Annotated in this window: 14 protein-coding genes; 6 read left to right on the top strand and 8 right to left on the bottom strand. The window is 40.6% G+C overall.

The genetic code is table 11. The features are described 5' to 3' along the window. Nucleotides 1-204 precede the first annotated feature (204 nt). The 5 genes from RMY64_RS04415 to RMY64_RS04395 all read left to right on the top strand — a co-directional run bounded on the left by RMY64_RS04415 (nucleotide 205) and on the right by RMY64_RS04395 (nucleotide 6,886). Entirely contained in the window at nucleotides 205-1,623 is a 1,419-nt protein-coding gene (locus tag RMY64_RS04415) for a lipase family protein (RefSeq protein WP_322672817.1), read from the top strand. A gap of 22 nt (nucleotides 1,624-1,645) precedes the next feature. Then, nucleotides 1,646-2,797 carry an efflux RND transporter periplasmic adaptor subunit gene (locus RMY64_RS04410; RefSeq protein WP_322686943.1) on the top strand — a complete coding sequence of 384 codons (1,152 nt, stop codon included), beginning with the start codon at nucleotides 1,646-1,648 and terminating at the stop codon, nucleotides 2,795-2,797. Between the two features lie 393 nt (nucleotides 2,798-3,190). Then, on the top strand, nucleotides 3,191-4,351 hold the full coding sequence (devC, locus tag RMY64_RS04405) for an ABC transporter permease DevC (RefSeq protein WP_322672819.1): 1,161 nt from the start codon (nucleotides 3,191-3,193) through the stop codon (nucleotides 4,349-4,351). Further along, a complete protein-coding gene (gene devC, locus RMY64_RS04400) occupies nucleotides 4,341-5,534 on the top strand; it encodes an ABC transporter permease DevC (RefSeq protein ID WP_322686945.1) in 1,194 nt (397 codons plus the stop codon). The genes devC (RMY64_RS04405) and devC (RMY64_RS04400) overlap by 11 nt, the downstream gene beginning before the upstream one ends. A gap of 32 nt (nucleotides 5,535-5,566) precedes the next feature. Continuing rightward, the gene (locus tag RMY64_RS04395) at nucleotides 5,567-6,886 is read left to right on the top strand and encodes an ATP-binding cassette domain-containing protein (RefSeq protein ID WP_322686946.1); all 1,320 of its coding nucleotides are present in this window, start codon (nucleotides 5,567-5,569) and stop codon (nucleotides 6,884-6,886) included. A 43-nt stretch (nucleotides 6,887-6,929) separates the two neighbouring features. Here RMY64_RS04395 and RMY64_RS04390 read toward each other — a convergent pair whose 3' ends face one another. Further along, complete coding sequence (locus tag RMY64_RS04390; protein WP_322672822.1) at nucleotides 6,930-7,661, bottom strand: ABC transporter ATP-binding protein; 732 nt, start codon at nucleotides 7,659-7,661, stop codon at nucleotides 6,930-6,932. 160 nt (nucleotides 7,662-7,821) lie between these two features. On the opposite strand from RMY64_RS04390, the gene RMY64_RS04385 reads away from it, so the two are divergent. Beyond that, nucleotides 7,822-8,673, top strand: a complete 852-nt coding sequence (locus RMY64_RS04385) for an Rpn family recombination-promoting nuclease/putative transposase (RefSeq protein ID WP_322699402.1) — start codon at nucleotides 7,822-7,824, stop codon at nucleotides 8,671-8,673. Nucleotides 8,674-8,675: 2 nt separating this feature from the next. Here the strand turns inward: RMY64_RS04385 and RMY64_RS04380 are convergent, their stop codons facing one another. The 7 genes from RMY64_RS04380 to RMY64_RS04350 all read right to left on the bottom strand — a co-directional run bounded on the left by RMY64_RS04380 (nucleotide 8,676) and on the right by RMY64_RS04350 (nucleotide 14,846). Next, nucleotides 8,676-9,467: an ABC transporter ATP-binding protein gene (locus RMY64_RS04380; protein ID WP_322699401.1), complete on the bottom strand. Its 792-nt coding sequence runs from the start codon at nucleotides 9,465-9,467 to the stop codon at nucleotides 8,676-8,678. A 52-nt stretch (nucleotides 9,468-9,519) separates the two neighbouring features. Beyond that, complete coding sequence (locus tag RMY64_RS04375; protein ID WP_322699400.1) at nucleotides 9,520-10,467, bottom strand: branched-chain amino acid ABC transporter permease; 948 nt, start codon at nucleotides 10,465-10,467, stop codon at nucleotides 9,520-9,522. Between the two features lie 53 nt (nucleotides 10,468-10,520). Next, the gene (locus RMY64_RS04370) at nucleotides 10,521-11,123 is read right to left on the bottom strand and encodes a Uma2 family endonuclease (protein ID WP_322699399.1); all 603 of its coding nucleotides are present in this window, start codon (nucleotides 11,121-11,123) and stop codon (nucleotides 10,521-10,523) included. Between the two features lie 14 nt (nucleotides 11,124-11,137). Further along, nucleotides 11,138-12,088, bottom strand: a complete 951-nt coding sequence (locus tag RMY64_RS04365; protein ID WP_322699398.1) for a branched-chain amino acid ABC transporter permease — start codon at nucleotides 12,086-12,088, stop codon at nucleotides 11,138-11,140. 7 nt (nucleotides 12,089-12,095) lie between these two features. Next, nucleotides 12,096-13,382: an ABC transporter substrate-binding protein gene (locus RMY64_RS04360; RefSeq protein ID WP_322699397.1), complete on the bottom strand. Its 1,287-nt coding sequence runs from the start codon at nucleotides 13,380-13,382 to the stop codon at nucleotides 12,096-12,098. 290 nt (nucleotides 13,383-13,672) lie between these two features. Next, nucleotides 13,673-13,996 carry a DUF6464 family protein gene (locus RMY64_RS04355; RefSeq protein ID WP_322672829.1) on the bottom strand — a complete coding sequence of 108 codons (324 nt, stop codon included), beginning with the start codon at nucleotides 13,994-13,996 and terminating at the stop codon, nucleotides 13,673-13,675. Between the two features lie 355 nt (nucleotides 13,997-14,351). Beyond that, nucleotides 14,352-14,846, bottom strand: coding sequence for a hypothetical protein (locus RMY64_RS04350; protein ID WP_322686953.1), 495 nt, complete (start codon nucleotides 14,844-14,846; stop codon nucleotides 14,352-14,354). Nucleotides 14,847-14,904 lie beyond the last annotated feature (58 nt).

Raw genomic sequence — 14,904 nt, 5'->3', positions numbered from 1 at the left:
GTTCGCTTTGATTACTGATAGTTATAAAACAGCACTAACTGATATTATCCTATCAAGTCTCCATCTATATTCAGAGGATAAAAATCAAGCAATAAGTAGAACGGCTTCAAAAAACCAAACTATGTAAAGAAAAATAAAATAGGCTGAAACCCTTTTATATTCTGCCCGATTCCACTAATCAATATTCACAGCAACCTACTTCTTATGAGTATACCTTTAAAGCTTCGCAGTGGTTTTAGCTTTGATGAAGCGATTTTAATGGCTAAGTTCTCCAAACGAAGTTATGAAATATTTCAAGTCGGAGGAGGCTCTGTTGAAGATGCCGAAGTCCAAGATATCTATAACTCTCTGTATAAGAATGAGGGCTGGAAATTAGTTCATAGCTTGCAAAATAATGAAAATAATATCCGAGGTTTCATTTTTAAACGAGAAGAAAGTAATCAATTTGCGGTGATTTTTCGAGGCTCGATTGTTACCGATCGCGGTCAAATTGAATTAACGGATATTTTGACCGATCTCAATTGGTCATTAATTAACTATGGTTCTCTACCAGATACGCGAGTCAAAGTTGCACGGGGATTTTTTGAAGGATTTGAAGCGGTCAAAGACGAACTTGCTGTTTTTTTCCAGGTTCTCTTAGGTCAAATTAATGCTCAAGATTTTGAGACATTTCAAACCTTGAATTCTGGCAAACAAATTGCTATTGCCCATGCCATTGCTGCGGCTGGAGGAATCCGATTCGGACTGGCCTTTGAGCGCCGATTAAAAAAACTAATTTCGGAAGTCTTCTCTTATGATGCGATCGGCAACCTGAATCGAGCCTGGAGTTTTGCCCGCGATGAACTGTTGAACTTTGAAGATATCTCTAGAGAAATGAGTCAGTTATCGAATAGTCGCAGGGCTGACGCTAGCTTAAATTCTATATCTAAGATACCTAAAAATACCAGCCGCCTTGAGGTTTTCGTGGGCGGTCATAGTTTGGGCGGTGGTTTAGCTCAACTCGGCGCTCTGTTCTTAAAACGCCGCTTTAGTTCTTTAGGAGAGTTAGCTTTACGAGTCAAAGTATACACCTTTGGATCTGTGAAAGTTGGCAATCGGCATTTTGCCAATTACTACAACGAACAATTAGGAGAAGGATTTAGTTACCGCGTCGAAAATCAACTCGATCCGTTTACTCTAGTACCCTTTAGCCTTCCTTTCCCTTTAAGTATGGTTGCTGGCAATGGCTTGAGATTGGGGGAACTTTACTTAGGCAATTACGAACATGTGGGAGAAGTTCATCACGTAATCGGACTGGGAAATCACGGTGTCTCTCTGAATTTTGGGGGAGCGGCAGAATTTATGGGAGGTGTTCCTTTCCCTCACAGTTTCGATACCTACATTCAACTGCTGCAAGAAGACAAAAAACGGTGGCATCAGTTGTGGCAACCCATTAGAGGAATTCTCAGCATCTTTTTACAAGAAATGCTCCAGGAACAAGAAGCTGGGATTGTGATGACCACCGAAGAACAAATACGGGGAGTTCAAGAACAGACATCTGAAGAAATTCGGAATCTCAAGCAATCTCTAGACGAACTTAAAAGCGAAATTCAGCGATCGGGGCTGAACTTGAAGAACGAATAAGAACTGGTAACTTTTGCTACTTATGACCCCTACTGTTACTGCTCGCAATCTTAGTATCTTTGCTGGTCTACTTGCCTTAAGTATCGGGGCTGGATACGTTTTCCTGTTTAAAGTATCTAGCCCGTCACCCGCCAACAACGCCTCGTCATCTTCGTTATCGTTGCCGCCTAAAAAAACAAAAGTCCTGGCATTGGGGCGGTTGGAACCAGAAGGGGAGATTACCAAAGTTGCAGTTCCAGTGGGGGCGCAGATTGATAAATTAAAAGTTTCTGAGGGTGATTGGGTTAAAGCCGGACAAGTTTTGGCTGATCTCAAAAGTCACCAAGAAATGCTGGCTAAACGAAATTTGGTTGCTAGCCAGTTAGAGGAGGTGCAAAAACAGATACAAACAGATAGCTCCCTCAATAAAATTGAGATTGGTCAGGCACAAGCACAGATTAGTCAGATTTCTACTCCTCGTTTGCAAGAAATTAGCTCTCAAGAGGCTGCTGTTCGCCGATCGCAAGCAGAGTTGGATCAAGCAATTATCATACGCGATCGCTATGCAAAACTTTATGCTGAAGGTGCAGTTCCTAAAGAAGATTATGAGATTAGGAAGTTACTGGTTGTACAAACTCAAGAGAATTTAAGTCAAGCCAGAGCCAAGTTAGATCAATTAACCGCGACCCGCACAGAAGATATCAAAGTAGCTCAAGAGAACCTCAAACGCTCAGAAATGAATTTAAAGCGAGTCGCTAGCCATAGTGGGTTGACTTCAGCCATCCAAAATTTAAAACTGGCCCAGGCACAGTTAGAGCAAACTATTATCCGTGCGCCCAAAAACGGCCAAGTCCTGAAGATTTACACCCAGGCTGGAGAAGTGATTTCCGATCGCGGGCTTCTGGCTCTAGGCAACACACGTAATATGTATGTAGTGGCAGAGGTTTTTGAAACAGACGTTAAGTTGATTAAAGTCGGACAGCGAGCAACGATTACCAGTCCGGTTTTTGAAGAAAAAATGACTGGCACTGTCGCCAAAATTGGTCAACTAGTGTTCAAAAACGACATTATTGGGGACGATCCGACAGCAAAATCAGATGTCCGAGTGGTAGAAGTGAAAATCCGCTTAGATCGAAGCAAACTTGTCTCCGATCTCAGTAATCTGCAAGTAGATACCGAGATTGATTTAAATTAATTCGCTAAAGGTTTTTCAAAAGGGAACAGGGAATAGGGAATAGGGAATGGGGAATGGGGAATAGGGAATAGGGAATGGCACGAAGAAAAGCTGAAAGCTCGTCTGGGCAGGGTGTTGGAGGTAGGGTGTTGGGTGTAGGGAAAAATCAAGAAAAGTAAATATGAGTGGGGATACAAATAAATTTCTGACTTACTACACCCACTCAGCCACACCCCACACCCAAAAGCCTTATATATAATGGGTTTGCCGTTAACAAGCGTGCCATTTGAAACTACACCCTACACCCTACACCCTAACCCCTGCCCTGACCAGGTTTCAGCTTTTCTTAGTGCTATTCGGAACTTAGACTTTAACAATTTTTGCAGATGTCTAAATCATCAGGAGTCAGAGAATGTGACTAAACGTCAGCACCGCAAACACTGGAAAGGGCCCCCGTTGGCATGGCGCAACTTAATGCAGAGTAAAGCTCGCTTAAGCGTGGGAGTTTCAGCCATCAGCTTTGCGGTTTCCTTAATATTTATGCAACTTGGACTCTTTGGCGGAGTGATGAAGGGAGCGACGCTCCTCTATGACAGCCTCGATTTTGACATTGTATTGATTTCATCCAAGTCGCCAGAGTCTACCAATGTTCCACCCTTTCCCCGACGTTATTTGTATCAGGCGGGAGGGATGAATGGCGTTGCTGCTGCTAGACCGCTATACCTGTCATTTGGCTCGTGGCGCAATGTAGAAACGACGCGAATACGAGCGCTTTTGGTTTTGGGGTTTAATTATCGAGATCCTGTGTTGCGCGTGCCAGAAGTTTATCCGTATTTACAAGACCTGCAACGCCAAGATACCTTGCTAATGAATCGCTTTTCACGCTCCGAATTTGGCCCGAGAGAAGTAGGTCTGAAAACTGAACTGAGCAGGCGACAAGTTGAAATTGTGGGGTTGTTTAGCTTAAATAACACTATCCGTGCTGATGGCACTGTGATTGTTAGCGATGGAAATTTTATTCGTCTCAATCCGGGGCGATCGCTAAATGATGTGAGTCTGGGGCTGCTGAAAGTTGAGCCTGGTGTAAACGTTGATGAAGTCGTACAACGCTTACGCCAAATCATGCCGGCAACGATTAAGGTGTTCGATCGCCAGGAAGCCATGGCCAGAGAGCAGGAATTTTGGGTTAAATCTTCTTCGCTCGGTTATATCATTGGTGTTGCCGTTGTCATGGCTTTTTTAGTTGGGACTGTCATTGTCTATCAAGTCCTGAGTTCTGATGTCACTGAACGCTTGCACGAATACGCAACTTTAAAAGCCATTGGATATACTAATTTGCGTTTGCTGACAGTCGTTGTCCAAGAAGCGGTTGTGCTGGCGGCGCTGGGGTTTATTCCCGGTTGTCTTCTGGCTTTGGGCATGTACCATGCCATTTTTATTGCCACAAGACTACCAGTCGCCATGACTGTTAGCCGGATGTTATTAGTATTTGGCTTGACGATTCTGACATGTAGTGCATCTGGACTTATTGTTGCTCGCAAAGTATTAGTTGCAGATCCCGCTGATGTTTTCTAGAAAAAAGGTTCGAGTTGTCCTTTTTAAGTTTTCCCTTGCTTGGCGCAACCTGCTCCAGCGCCGATCGCAGTTTTTCACAGCATTAGCCGCGATCGCCTTTGCGGTTTTTCTGATGTTTTCCCAACTCGGATTTCAGAATGCAATGTTGAATAGTAACGTTGCGTTTATTCAGGTACTAAATGCTGATTTAATCATGCTCAGTCAGCGACGCTATGTTACCGTTATTGACGAAACCTTTAATCGAACTCGATTATATCAAGCTAGACAATTTGAGGGCGTTGCCGCCGCTTATCCTCTTTATATCACTCTCGGTAGTTGGAGACGTTCTGGAACTGCTGAGGAAAGGTCTATCCGAGTACTGGGATTTAACTTAGACGATCCTGTTTTTCTTTTGCCTGAGATTCAAGCCGCTGAATCCGTTCTCAAAATGCCCAACACTGTATTGACCGATAGCAGGTCTCGCAAAGATTATGGTTCTATGCAACCGGGTGTGACGACTGAGCTTTCTGGTGTCAACATCAAAATAATTGGCACGTTTGAACTGGGTGCTGACTTTGTAACTGATGGTAATTTAATTGTCAGCGATCTTAATTTTCTGAGAATCTTTGCAACTAGACCTTCTGGCATTGATTCCAAGCTTCGTCCATCGCTCAACGATGTTGATATTGGTCTAATCAAAGTGACTCCAGGAACGAATAGCGATCGCCTAGAAAAGTTTTTAAATCAAGCTTTACCATCTGATATAGTTGTTTACACCAAACAACATTTTATTGCCAAAGAACTAGATTATTGGATGCAATCATCTGGAATTGGGGCTATTTTTGGATTAGGAACAATCATCGGTTTTGTGGTTGGTATTGTCGTAGTTTACAACATTATCTATAGTAATGTTACAGATAATCTACCTCAATATGGTACTTTGAAAGCCATTGGTCATTCTAATTTTTATCTTGTCAGTATTGTTTTTCTCCAATCTATAATTCTTTCATTTTTTGGTTTTTTTCCGGGCTTTTGCTTAAGTTCTATTTTTTATAAATTAATTTCTACGGCTACAGGGCTGCAATTAGAAATGGATTTTAACGTTATCAGCCTCGTGCTATTTTTAACAATTTTAATGTGTGTGATTTCCGGACTGATTGCCAGCAGAAAACTTAAAAAAATAGATCCTGCTGATATTTATTAACAAATATTTTGAATAGATATTGATATAAACTGATGTCTACCGAACCAATTATTGTCATTGAAAAACTCAACCATTATTATGGCAAGGGTCAATTACGCAAACAAATATTATTTGATATTTCCCTGAAAATTTATCCTGGAGAAATTGTGATTATGTCCGGCCCCTCTGGGTCTGGAAAGACAACACTGCTGACTTTAATTGGGGGATTGCGTTCTGTTCAAGAAGGTAGCCTTCAGATACTAGGACACGAGTTAAGCAAAGCCAGCAATCGGTTGCTGGAAAATGTCCGCAAGCAGATAGGGTTCATTTTCCAAGCTCATAATTTGTTAGGTTCCTTAACCGCAAACCAAAACGTGCAAATGTCTTTGGTGTTGAATGATGCGATCGCAATGGAAGAAGCGCAAGAGCGATCGCAAGCAATATTAGAGCAAGTGGGACTGCAAAAGCGGATTCATTCTTATCCACACCAGTTATCGGGCGGACAAAAACAACGAGTGGCGATCGCGCGGGCTTTGGTAAACCGACCCCAACTGATTTTGGCAGATGAACCAACAGCAGCGCTAGACAAAGCCAGTGGTCGAGATGTGGTGAAACTAATGCAAAAACTGGCAAAGCAGCAAAATTGTACCATTTTGCTAGTAACACATGACAACCGAATTTTAGATATTGCCGATCGCATTGTTCATTTAGAAGATGGTCGTTTAGCCTCGCCTACAGAGCAAGCAATTTTAGACATTGAGAGTACCACAACCTCATTAGTTAAAGCGAAAAAAGAGGAATTGAGCCGCACGCTCGAAGAATTAACAATCCCTCAGTTTTTGAGTTTGCTTCAGAAGCTCAAAGAAGAATTTGAACAAGTTTTGCAAGCAATGAATATTCTCAGCGAGCAAATGCTAAAAGCAAATATTGAGGAAGTGATTAGGGCTTTAGCCTGGAAAATTGCCCAAATTATGGGTGCGGATAGAGCAACTATCTTTGTGGTCGATCGAGAAAAAAATCAGCTTTGGTCTAAGGTTTCTCGGAGTGAAAATGAAGAAGCGGTAGAAATTTTCCTGCCGATGAATGATAGTATTAGTGGTTATGTTGCCACAACTGGTGAGAGTGTAAATATAACTGATGTTCAGCAAAATCCTCAGTTCTATAGAGAAATCGATCGAGCAACTGGATATCATACTTGTAATATCCTTTGCTTACCCATGTTCAATAGCAAAAACCAAGTATTTGCAGTGGTTGTGTTGACTAACAAATTAGGAGGTAGCCCCTTTGATGCCAATGATGAACGTCTACTTCGCGAACTAACTGCACCGCTCAGTGTAATTCTAGAAGGTACTCTCTCGGTGTTACAACAATAGAGTTGTTGGGAATTGAAGAAGAATTCAGAAGTTAGAATAATATTTACCCTAAATAAGCTTTTTTAACTCGCTCATCACTAATCAATTCTGATGCTGCTCCTGTTAAGGTAATAGAACCAGCTTCTAAAACATAACCGCGATCGGCTATTTGCAGCGCCAAATTTGCGTTTTGTTCAACTAACAAAATAGTCACGCCTGTAGCCCGAAGATTTTCAATAATAGAAAAGATTTCCCGAACGATCGCAGGTGCTAAACCTAAGCTAGGCTCGTCTAAAAGCAACAGTTGTGGTTTACTCATGACAGCGCGAGCGATCGCTAACATTTGTTGTTCGCCACCACTGAGTGTTCCTGCTAGTTGATTGCGTCTTTGTGACAAGCGGGGAAATAGCTCAAATTGGCGCCCAATATCTGCTTTGATCTCGGCTTGATTGGAGCGAATATAAGCACCTAAAAGTAAATTATCAAATACAGTTTGCCGCGCTAATACTCTACGTCCTTCAGGACAATGGGCAATACCAAGTTGTACAACTTCGTGAGTTTGGCGACGAGTAATATTATGTCCATTATAGATAATTACGCCACTCTTCGGATTAACTACTTTAGATATGGCACGGAGTGTAGTTGTTTTTCCAGCACCATTAGCACCAATTAGAGTAACTACCTCGCCTTTTTGAATAATTAAATTAATCTTTTTTAAAGCTTGGATACCGCCATAATTTACATCAAGTTCTTGAACTTCTAAAATTGTATAGTTTGGCTTACTATCGGCTTTCATGGGCGGTTTACATCCAGAAATGTTGATTCAAAATCTAAGATACATCAATCATACATTTCTTAAAACAGTGCCAAGACATTGCTTCAACTTCAAACTAACGCCATAATACCGTAATCTTTATGATGTACCATTAATTACTGATAAATATATCAAGCGTCCAGTGGCAAAAGTAGCAAATATTGGTAGCAAAGGACTAATTAATTTAGCTCCCGATGCATGGGTAAAGTGGGTAACACAACGTTCTGAAGTTGTGGCGAGAGAAATTCTCGGCTCTGAGTTTCACTGGATTAGCCGCGAAACAGATGTGTTAGTGAAAGCATACAGTGCCACTGACGGAGATTTTCTTGTACTCAATGAACTACAACTGCGTTACACAACACAGATGCCTCTACGGATGAGAGCTTATGCTGCCTTGGCACAAGAACGCTATCGATTGCCAACTTACCCAGTACTGATCAACATTTTACCGCCTTCATCCAGCTTAACTATTGTCAGTAGTTACGAGCAGGAATTTTTAGGATTACGTGCTATCCAAGATTATCGCACGATCAATTTGTGGGAAATCGATGCTGAAATAGTCTTTGAGCAACCACTACCATCGTTGTTACCCTTTGTGCCAATCCTGCGAGGAGGGGGAGAGGTATCAGTTGTGCAACGCGCATTACAGGCGCTACGAGCAGACGCACAGTTGAACCAATTAGAATCATTGCTGGCATTTTTTGCTAGCTTTGTCTTAGACACGCCTTTAGTACAACAAATCATGAGGTGGGATATGGCAGTATTGCGAGAATCGCCTTGGTATCAAGAAATTGAGCAAAGAGGTATTCAGCTAGGTCTTCAGCAGGGTGTACAACGGCAGTTAATCCGAGTATTGCGACGACGCTTTGGTGAAATTCCTCATGAAGTGGAAGCAAGGCTTGAGGGTGAAAGTGTGGAAAAATTAGAAAATTTAATGGATAGTGCGATCGCTGTAAGTTCTTTAGACGAATTTATGGTAATTTTGTCTACGTAAATTCATTCATTTCCCAAATAAGCTTCAATCACAGCCGGATCGTTTCTGACAACTGCGGGTTCACCCAAGGCAATTAATTGACCAAAATCTAATACAGCAATGCGATCGCACAAACCCATAACCAATGGTACATGGTGTTCTATAAGGACGATCGTCAAATTAAAGCGATCGCGCAGGCTACGGATAAATTCACTCAATTGCTGCTTTTCATTTGGGTTCATCCCCGCCGCCGGTTCGTCGAGAAGTAAAATTTGCGGTTCTAAGGCTAAAGCACGGGCAATTTCTAAGCGACGCTGATCGCCGTAAGCAAAGTTTTTGGCTTTCTCGTCAGCGCGATCGCTTAATCCTACTAAATCTAATAAATCGAAAGCTTTTTGCTTAGTTTTTAATTCTTCGCGAGGCGCTGGTGGTAATCCCAAAACACCTGTAATCATATTACTTTTAGTGTGTAAATGTCGCGCTATTATCACATTTTCTAACGCTGATAATTCCCCAAACAAGCGGATATTTTGGAAAGTACGGGCGATACCTAAAGCAGCAATTTGATGAGGACGCAGTTGAGAAACTTCTGCACCTTGATAAATTAATTGGCCGCCAGAAGGTGGAATAAAGGCAGTAATCAAATTAAACAGTGTTGTTTTGCCAGCACCATTAGGGCCAATCAGCCCAAAAATTTCATGTTTATTTACACTAAAAGATACATTATTTACCGCCACCAAACCACCAAAGCGACGAGTTAATGCTTTTGCTTCTAAGACAATATTGCTGTTAGCTGCTGAAATACTATGTGACATTTTCGCATATTATTATGAATTATAAAACTTACGCAATAACTCTCTAAAACTCTTATTCCTTTGTGCCCTTTGCGTGCTTGACGGTTCGTTTTTTTCTTTGAAAAACATCTGGAGTAATTAGCCCTTGAGGGAAAAAGATTGTACCTATTACTATAAGTAAGCCAAAAATAATTAATCTACCATCTCGCAAAAACTGTGCTAACCAATTAGGTAAACCACCAGTATCAGCGAGGCTTCGCAGAATCTCTGGTAAAGCTGTAAATACCATACCTCCAATTACCGGGCCTAAAAAAGTTCTCGAACCACCAATTAAAACAAAAGTTAAATATATAATGCTGGCATCAAAAGTACCTTGACGAGCATTCCAGGTATTGAGGAAGTGAGCGCTAATTGCACCTACAACCCCTGCAAGCATAGCCCCCAATGTAAATGCCAAAACTTTGTAATAAGTCGGATCGATTCCCATTGCACCCGCAGCTAATTCATCTTCACGGATCGCGATAAAAGCCCTTCCGACGCGGATGCGTTCTAAACGATAAAGTAGCACCATACTAATTAATAGTAAAGGCAGAGCAATCCATAAATATTCGAGTTGTGTTTGGAAAGGTTGAGGAATACCAAAAATTCCAACAGCACCGCCTGTAATGTCTAAATTGAGAGAGATAACGCGCAGAACTTCCACAAAAGCGATAGTTGCGATCGCTAAATAAATTCCTCGCAACCGTAATGCTGGAATTCCCACTAAGATACCCAAAAAACCAGAAATTACACCCGCAATTAACATCTCCAATAATAACAATGGAATTGAAAATAAACTACTGCTAGATGTAAAAACTTTGGTGGATAAAATTGCTGCAATATACCCACCTAAAGCATAAAATCCTGGACTAGCTAAAGACAATTGTCCTGTCATTAAGGGTAAGTAAAGCGATAATCCTAATAGCGCTCCCAATACCATAGAGACAATCAAAGAAGCGTAAGTAGCGAAAAAATCAGCCATTTTATTTAATATATTTTGATTAAGTTTAATCAAACTATCGCTTTTATTAACTATTAAGCTGTTAATATTTCCTCTGCTGTCAGCGTCAGTTCAGGAAAAGTTCGTGACACAATTCGTTCTGAACCTCTAAAATGTGTGCATTGGTATTTTCCCTCAGCATCTAAGAGAAAAACAAATACAGCCGGAACTTTTGGATTTCCCAAATACTCTCTTAGCCCAATTGCCAAATAATCTACAATCCAATATTCTGTAATACCTAAGCGTTGATACTCATCTAATTTATCAATGTAGTCATCTTCCCAATTAGTTGATGTCACCTCCACAGCTAATTGGATAGGTTCTTCAAGTGCAGCATAAGCAGAACGATTTGAGCGCCATTTATCTTTATCTATGACACTTACATCAGGCTTGCGCCCTTGCTCTATGCCATTGGCAGTTATAGTTTTAAAGACTGCTGTATTTTTTACTACGTAATTAAGATTTAAACGTTTAATTTCATCTTTGAAAGAGTCAGCCGTAAAGTCAGCGACATCATCATGATTTCTGGTTGCACGCACTTCTACAATTTCTCCATCTACAAGTTCATATAAACCTTCTTCTGAACACTGTTCTAAAAATTGGTCAAAAGTTAATTTTTGTTTGGTGTATGTTTTCATGACACTATGTCTCTTTAAACTTTCTGAATAAACCGCCGTCCTAACAAACCTTGGGGTCTAACTAATAGCATGATAAACAAAATTGCAAAAGCTACTGCGTCTTTATATCCAGAATAATCAGCAGGAACAAACGCCTCTACTAATCCAATTAACAAACCTCCCAACACTGCACCAGGAATACTACCTAAACCACCTAAGACAATTACTGCTAAACCCCGCAAACCAAAAGCAATGCCAAAATATGGCCCTGCAATACTAACACTAGAGGCAACTAAAGTTCCTGCTAATCCTGCTAAAAAACTGCTAATGAAAAAGGTTAGGATGATAAAGCGATCGCTATTAATTCCTAATAAACTAGCTGTAGTTGGATCTTCTGCGATCGCTTGCATTGCCTTACCATACTTAGTCCGATTGATAAAATAGGTAAGAATTGCCACAATCGCTACTGACACAGTAAAAATTACCACCTGAACACTGCGAATCGGAATTGGGTTTTCTGAACTACCAAAGTTAATCGCAGGTGGCAAATTACCATAAGTATTTGCGGGGTATGTGTAACTTTCCGCGCCTATTAAATACTGGATTAAATTCACAATTACTACTGCTACCCCCAAACTGGAAACAACAGTTAGCAAAGGATCGGAGCCTTGACGGCGCAAAGGTTGAAAAGCAACGCGTTCCATCACTACCCCTACCAATCCTGCCAAAGTGCTTCCTAAAATTAAGGATATAGCAAATGGTAATTTTATTGGCAAGGCTGCATTAGCCAGCAAGCCATTAAATCCAAAGTTCCCACCCATAAGTGCATAAGTGAAATATGCACCCAAGGTAAAAATCGCGCCATGAGCTAAATTAATAATGCCCAAAATTGAATAAACCAAGGTATATCCCAAGGCGAAAATTGCATAGATGCTACCAATGGATAACCCATTTAATAATTGCTGCAAAAAGATATTAATATTCATTTAGCAACTATTTTAGAAATGTGAATTTACCTTGACTTCCATCTTTTTCCATTTTGATTTGAGCAACATAGAAATCTTTTTGCACGACTTCACCTGTGGGAGTAAAACCAATTTCACCCAATGGTGTATTGTATGTTCCTTCAAGTATTTGTTTATTTAACTGCGTCCGTAATTCTGGTAGCTGTAGTTTATTGACTTTGCTCTTTTTATCTAAAGATTGGAGTGCTTCTACATAAACCTGCACTGCTGCAAAAGCTTGGGCGCTAAATTGGGGTGGTTCTTTTTTATATTCTTCAATATAAGCTTTACGAAATGCCGTGTTAATTTCACCTGGATGTTCTGGACTGTAGGCTTGAGCAATCAATACCCCATCACAAAGTGCTTTACAAACTGGCAATAAATTCGATGTATTTAGACCATTTCCACCGACAATTAAACCTTTATAACCCAGTTCCCGCAATTGCCTAACTAAATTACCACCATCAGCAGCCAAGCCAGAAATAATTACCAAATCTGGTTTGAGATTAATCGCATTGGTTGCTTGACTTTGAAAATCTGTGTCACTAGTTTGGAATTTTTGCACTGTTACCAATTCTAGCCCTTGATCCTTAACTGTTTGCTGAAAAATTTCCGTTTCTGACTTGCTAAATGCATCATTTTGAGCATAGAAAACTGCAACTTTTTTCAGTTGGGGATTTTGCTTAAGTGCCGCTTTCACCGAATTAGGTGCAACGATGGAAACTGGTGCAGAAACACGAGCAACGTAATCACCAATTTCGGGAATATTTTTAGCAGTATTTGATGGGCCAATAATTGGTACTTTTGCCCGTTCGCCAATGGGATCGGCACTAAAGGCTTGCTGTGACAAAGTCGGGCCGACAATTCCAATAACTTTATCTCTATTAATTAGAGTTTGAAAAGCGTTAATTGCTCCTGCTTCATCACCGCTAGTATCTTGAAAAACTAATTTTATTGGTGTGCCATTAACACCACCTTTACTATTAAAATACTTTTGGGCAAGTTTAGCTCCAGCGACTTGCTCTTGACCCAGTAATGCCACATTGCTAGTTTGGGCAACACCAATACCAATAGGAATAGCACTTGATAATGTACCCGTTGTTGCTGGGGTATTGGTTGCAGTATTATTTGGGGTACTATTTGGAATACTATTTGGACTAGTATTTGGACTATTAGTGGGAGAATTTGTCACTGTGGTAGTGCCACCACCACAGCCTGTTAGTAGCAAAGCGCAAGTTGATAATAATGCTGTTGTCCGAGCGATCGCGTTGTTCATCGTTGGATAATCATCTAGTTATGAGATATTCGGCAAGAGTTAATAGTAAAGTTCATAATCTGCAAACAAAATGATGCAGATTTACAATTTTGCACGAATTCTATTAAATCATTCTTATTTCACCATGCAAAGAGAAATATTCAAAGTGCTTGTAAATACAAATTATTATAATTAGTAATGATTTTATCATTCCCTGGTTCTAGTGCTATGAAGTCGCCAGAAAACTATCTACGTCATAGCGTCTGGGTTAACCAGGTAATTTTAGGTAGGTTAAGTATTGAGTGAGAATCTTAAGTACTTTTTTCATTACCAGTTAATTCTCTAGGTTCGTAGTGACGGCAACCGTTACACGGGCCTTCAGGATTAATAGCACAGCGGATATAGCCAGATCGGGCATTAAACTTGCAGCTGATATCGCCAATTAAATAACCTACCCCTTCTAAATAATAGCGATCGCCTTCCACAGGTCTAAGGTTTTGCCGTCCCTGTACCACTGGAAAATTCATGGCTGCTTGCCTCATCCGCAAGCGCGATCGCTGGGTTCTACGGATCATCCACAAGGAAAACAGGGACGGTAAAAAACCAACGGCAATCACTAAAAGTGTTTTTAACACCTTCTTTTTACCTCTTCTGTGCGCTGATTGATTGTCCCTGATGTTACACTCTGGTTTTACGGAAGTGCAAATATTAGGACGGCTTTGTTTCTTTGTCACCAACTATGATTGCAAAGAAATAATGGCAGTGTAGTATCTAGCAATTTTGAGAAACGAGTTCCTTCTGCCACTTCAATCAGCATAACTGTTACAACCTCAGAGGCGATCTGCCGTTGAATGTTGATATAGCACAAGCCTTGGTGGTTAGGACATTAACAGATGATAAAACTTAGACACAACAAGACTTTTCACCCAATCCCCAGCGATGCACTGAGCTTGTCGAAGTGTCACCAGTCCCCAGTCCCTTGCTAAAATTTTAAGATTTGTTGACTAATACCTTTTTGAAGAAGCGTTTTGTGTCAACTTCAGCCCCATTCTTGTTTTTTCTGTGTCGCTGTGATGCTAATCTTTTTTTGGTTTGCTGACGAAGTTGCTGTGCTAGCAGTGCAGCTTCCCTTTCGGCTCGGAATAAATCAACTTTTCGCGTTGTCAAAATAAATGATTCGTCAGACTTTTGTTTCACCCAAGGGATGCTAACTGCAAAATACTGACAAATATTTTTGCATATCTCTTTTATCAAGAATGGGCAACGTTTTTGAGTATTCATTTTGTTAGCGATCGCTTTCAACTCTAATATCGCTGCTTCTAACTCTTGTGCCATCTGATTGATGCGTTCGACTTGTATTATAAAACGCTCCCGTTCACTGATGATTTTTTTTTCTTGGGGTTGCAGTGGCACTATAGCAGTAGTTACAAATGTAGGCTGGAACAGCAAAATAGGCTTTTTGTCCGTGTCTGGAATTTTTTTCATACTACCTCAAGCAAGGCTAGCTGACTTTTAAAGCATTTTAGCAGCTAATTAGTAAATT

Source organism: Nostoc sp. DedQUE08 (assembly GCF_034530895.1).
GTDB lineage: Bacteria > Cyanobacteriota > Cyanobacteriia > Cyanobacteriales > Nostocaceae > Nostoc.
The sequence above is the reverse complement of the archived record's forward strand: the minus strand, read 5'-3'. Positions and strand labels throughout refer to the sequence as shown.

Excerpts from the sequence above, each read along its gene's own strand:
- RMY64_RS04365 (WP_322699398.1), bottom strand. The coding sequence starts at position 12,088 with ATGAATATTAATATCTTTTTGCAGCAATTATTAAATGGGTTATCCATT.
- RMY64_RS04350 (WP_322686953.1), bottom strand. The coding sequence starts at position 14,846 with ATGAAAAAAATTCCAGACACGGACAAAAAGCCTATTTTGCTGTTCCAG.
- RMY64_RS04415 (WP_322672817.1), top strand. The coding sequence starts at position 205 with ATGAGTATACCTTTAAAGCTTCGCAGTGGTTTTAGCTTTGATGAAGCG.
- RMY64_RS04375 (WP_322699400.1), bottom strand. The coding sequence starts at position 10,467 with ATGGCTGATTTTTTCGCTACTTACGCTTCTTTGATTGTCTCTATGGTA.
- RMY64_RS04395 (WP_322686946.1), top strand. The coding sequence starts at position 5,567 with ATGTCTACCGAACCAATTATTGTCATTGAAAAACTCAACCATTATTAT.
- RMY64_RS04380 (WP_322699401.1), bottom strand. The coding sequence starts at position 9,467 with ATGTCACATAGTATTTCAGCAGCTAACAGCAATATTGTCTTAGAAGCA.
- RMY64_RS04410 (WP_322686943.1), top strand. The coding sequence starts at position 1,646 with ATGACCCCTACTGTTACTGCTCGCAATCTTAGTATCTTTGCTGGTCTA.
- RMY64_RS04360 (WP_322699397.1), bottom strand. The coding sequence starts at position 13,382 with ATGAACAACGCGATCGCTCGGACAACAGCATTATTATCAACTTGCGCT.
- devC (WP_322686945.1), top strand. The coding sequence starts at position 4,341 with ATGTTTTCTAGAAAAAAGGTTCGAGTTGTCCTTTTTAAGTTTTCCCTT.
- RMY64_RS04370 (WP_322699399.1), bottom strand. The coding sequence starts at position 11,123 with ATGAAAACATACACCAAACAAAAATTAACTTTTGACCAATTTTTAGAA.
- RMY64_RS04390 (WP_322672822.1), bottom strand. The coding sequence starts at position 7,661 with ATGAAAGCCGATAGTAAGCCAAACTATACAATTTTAGAAGTTCAAGAA.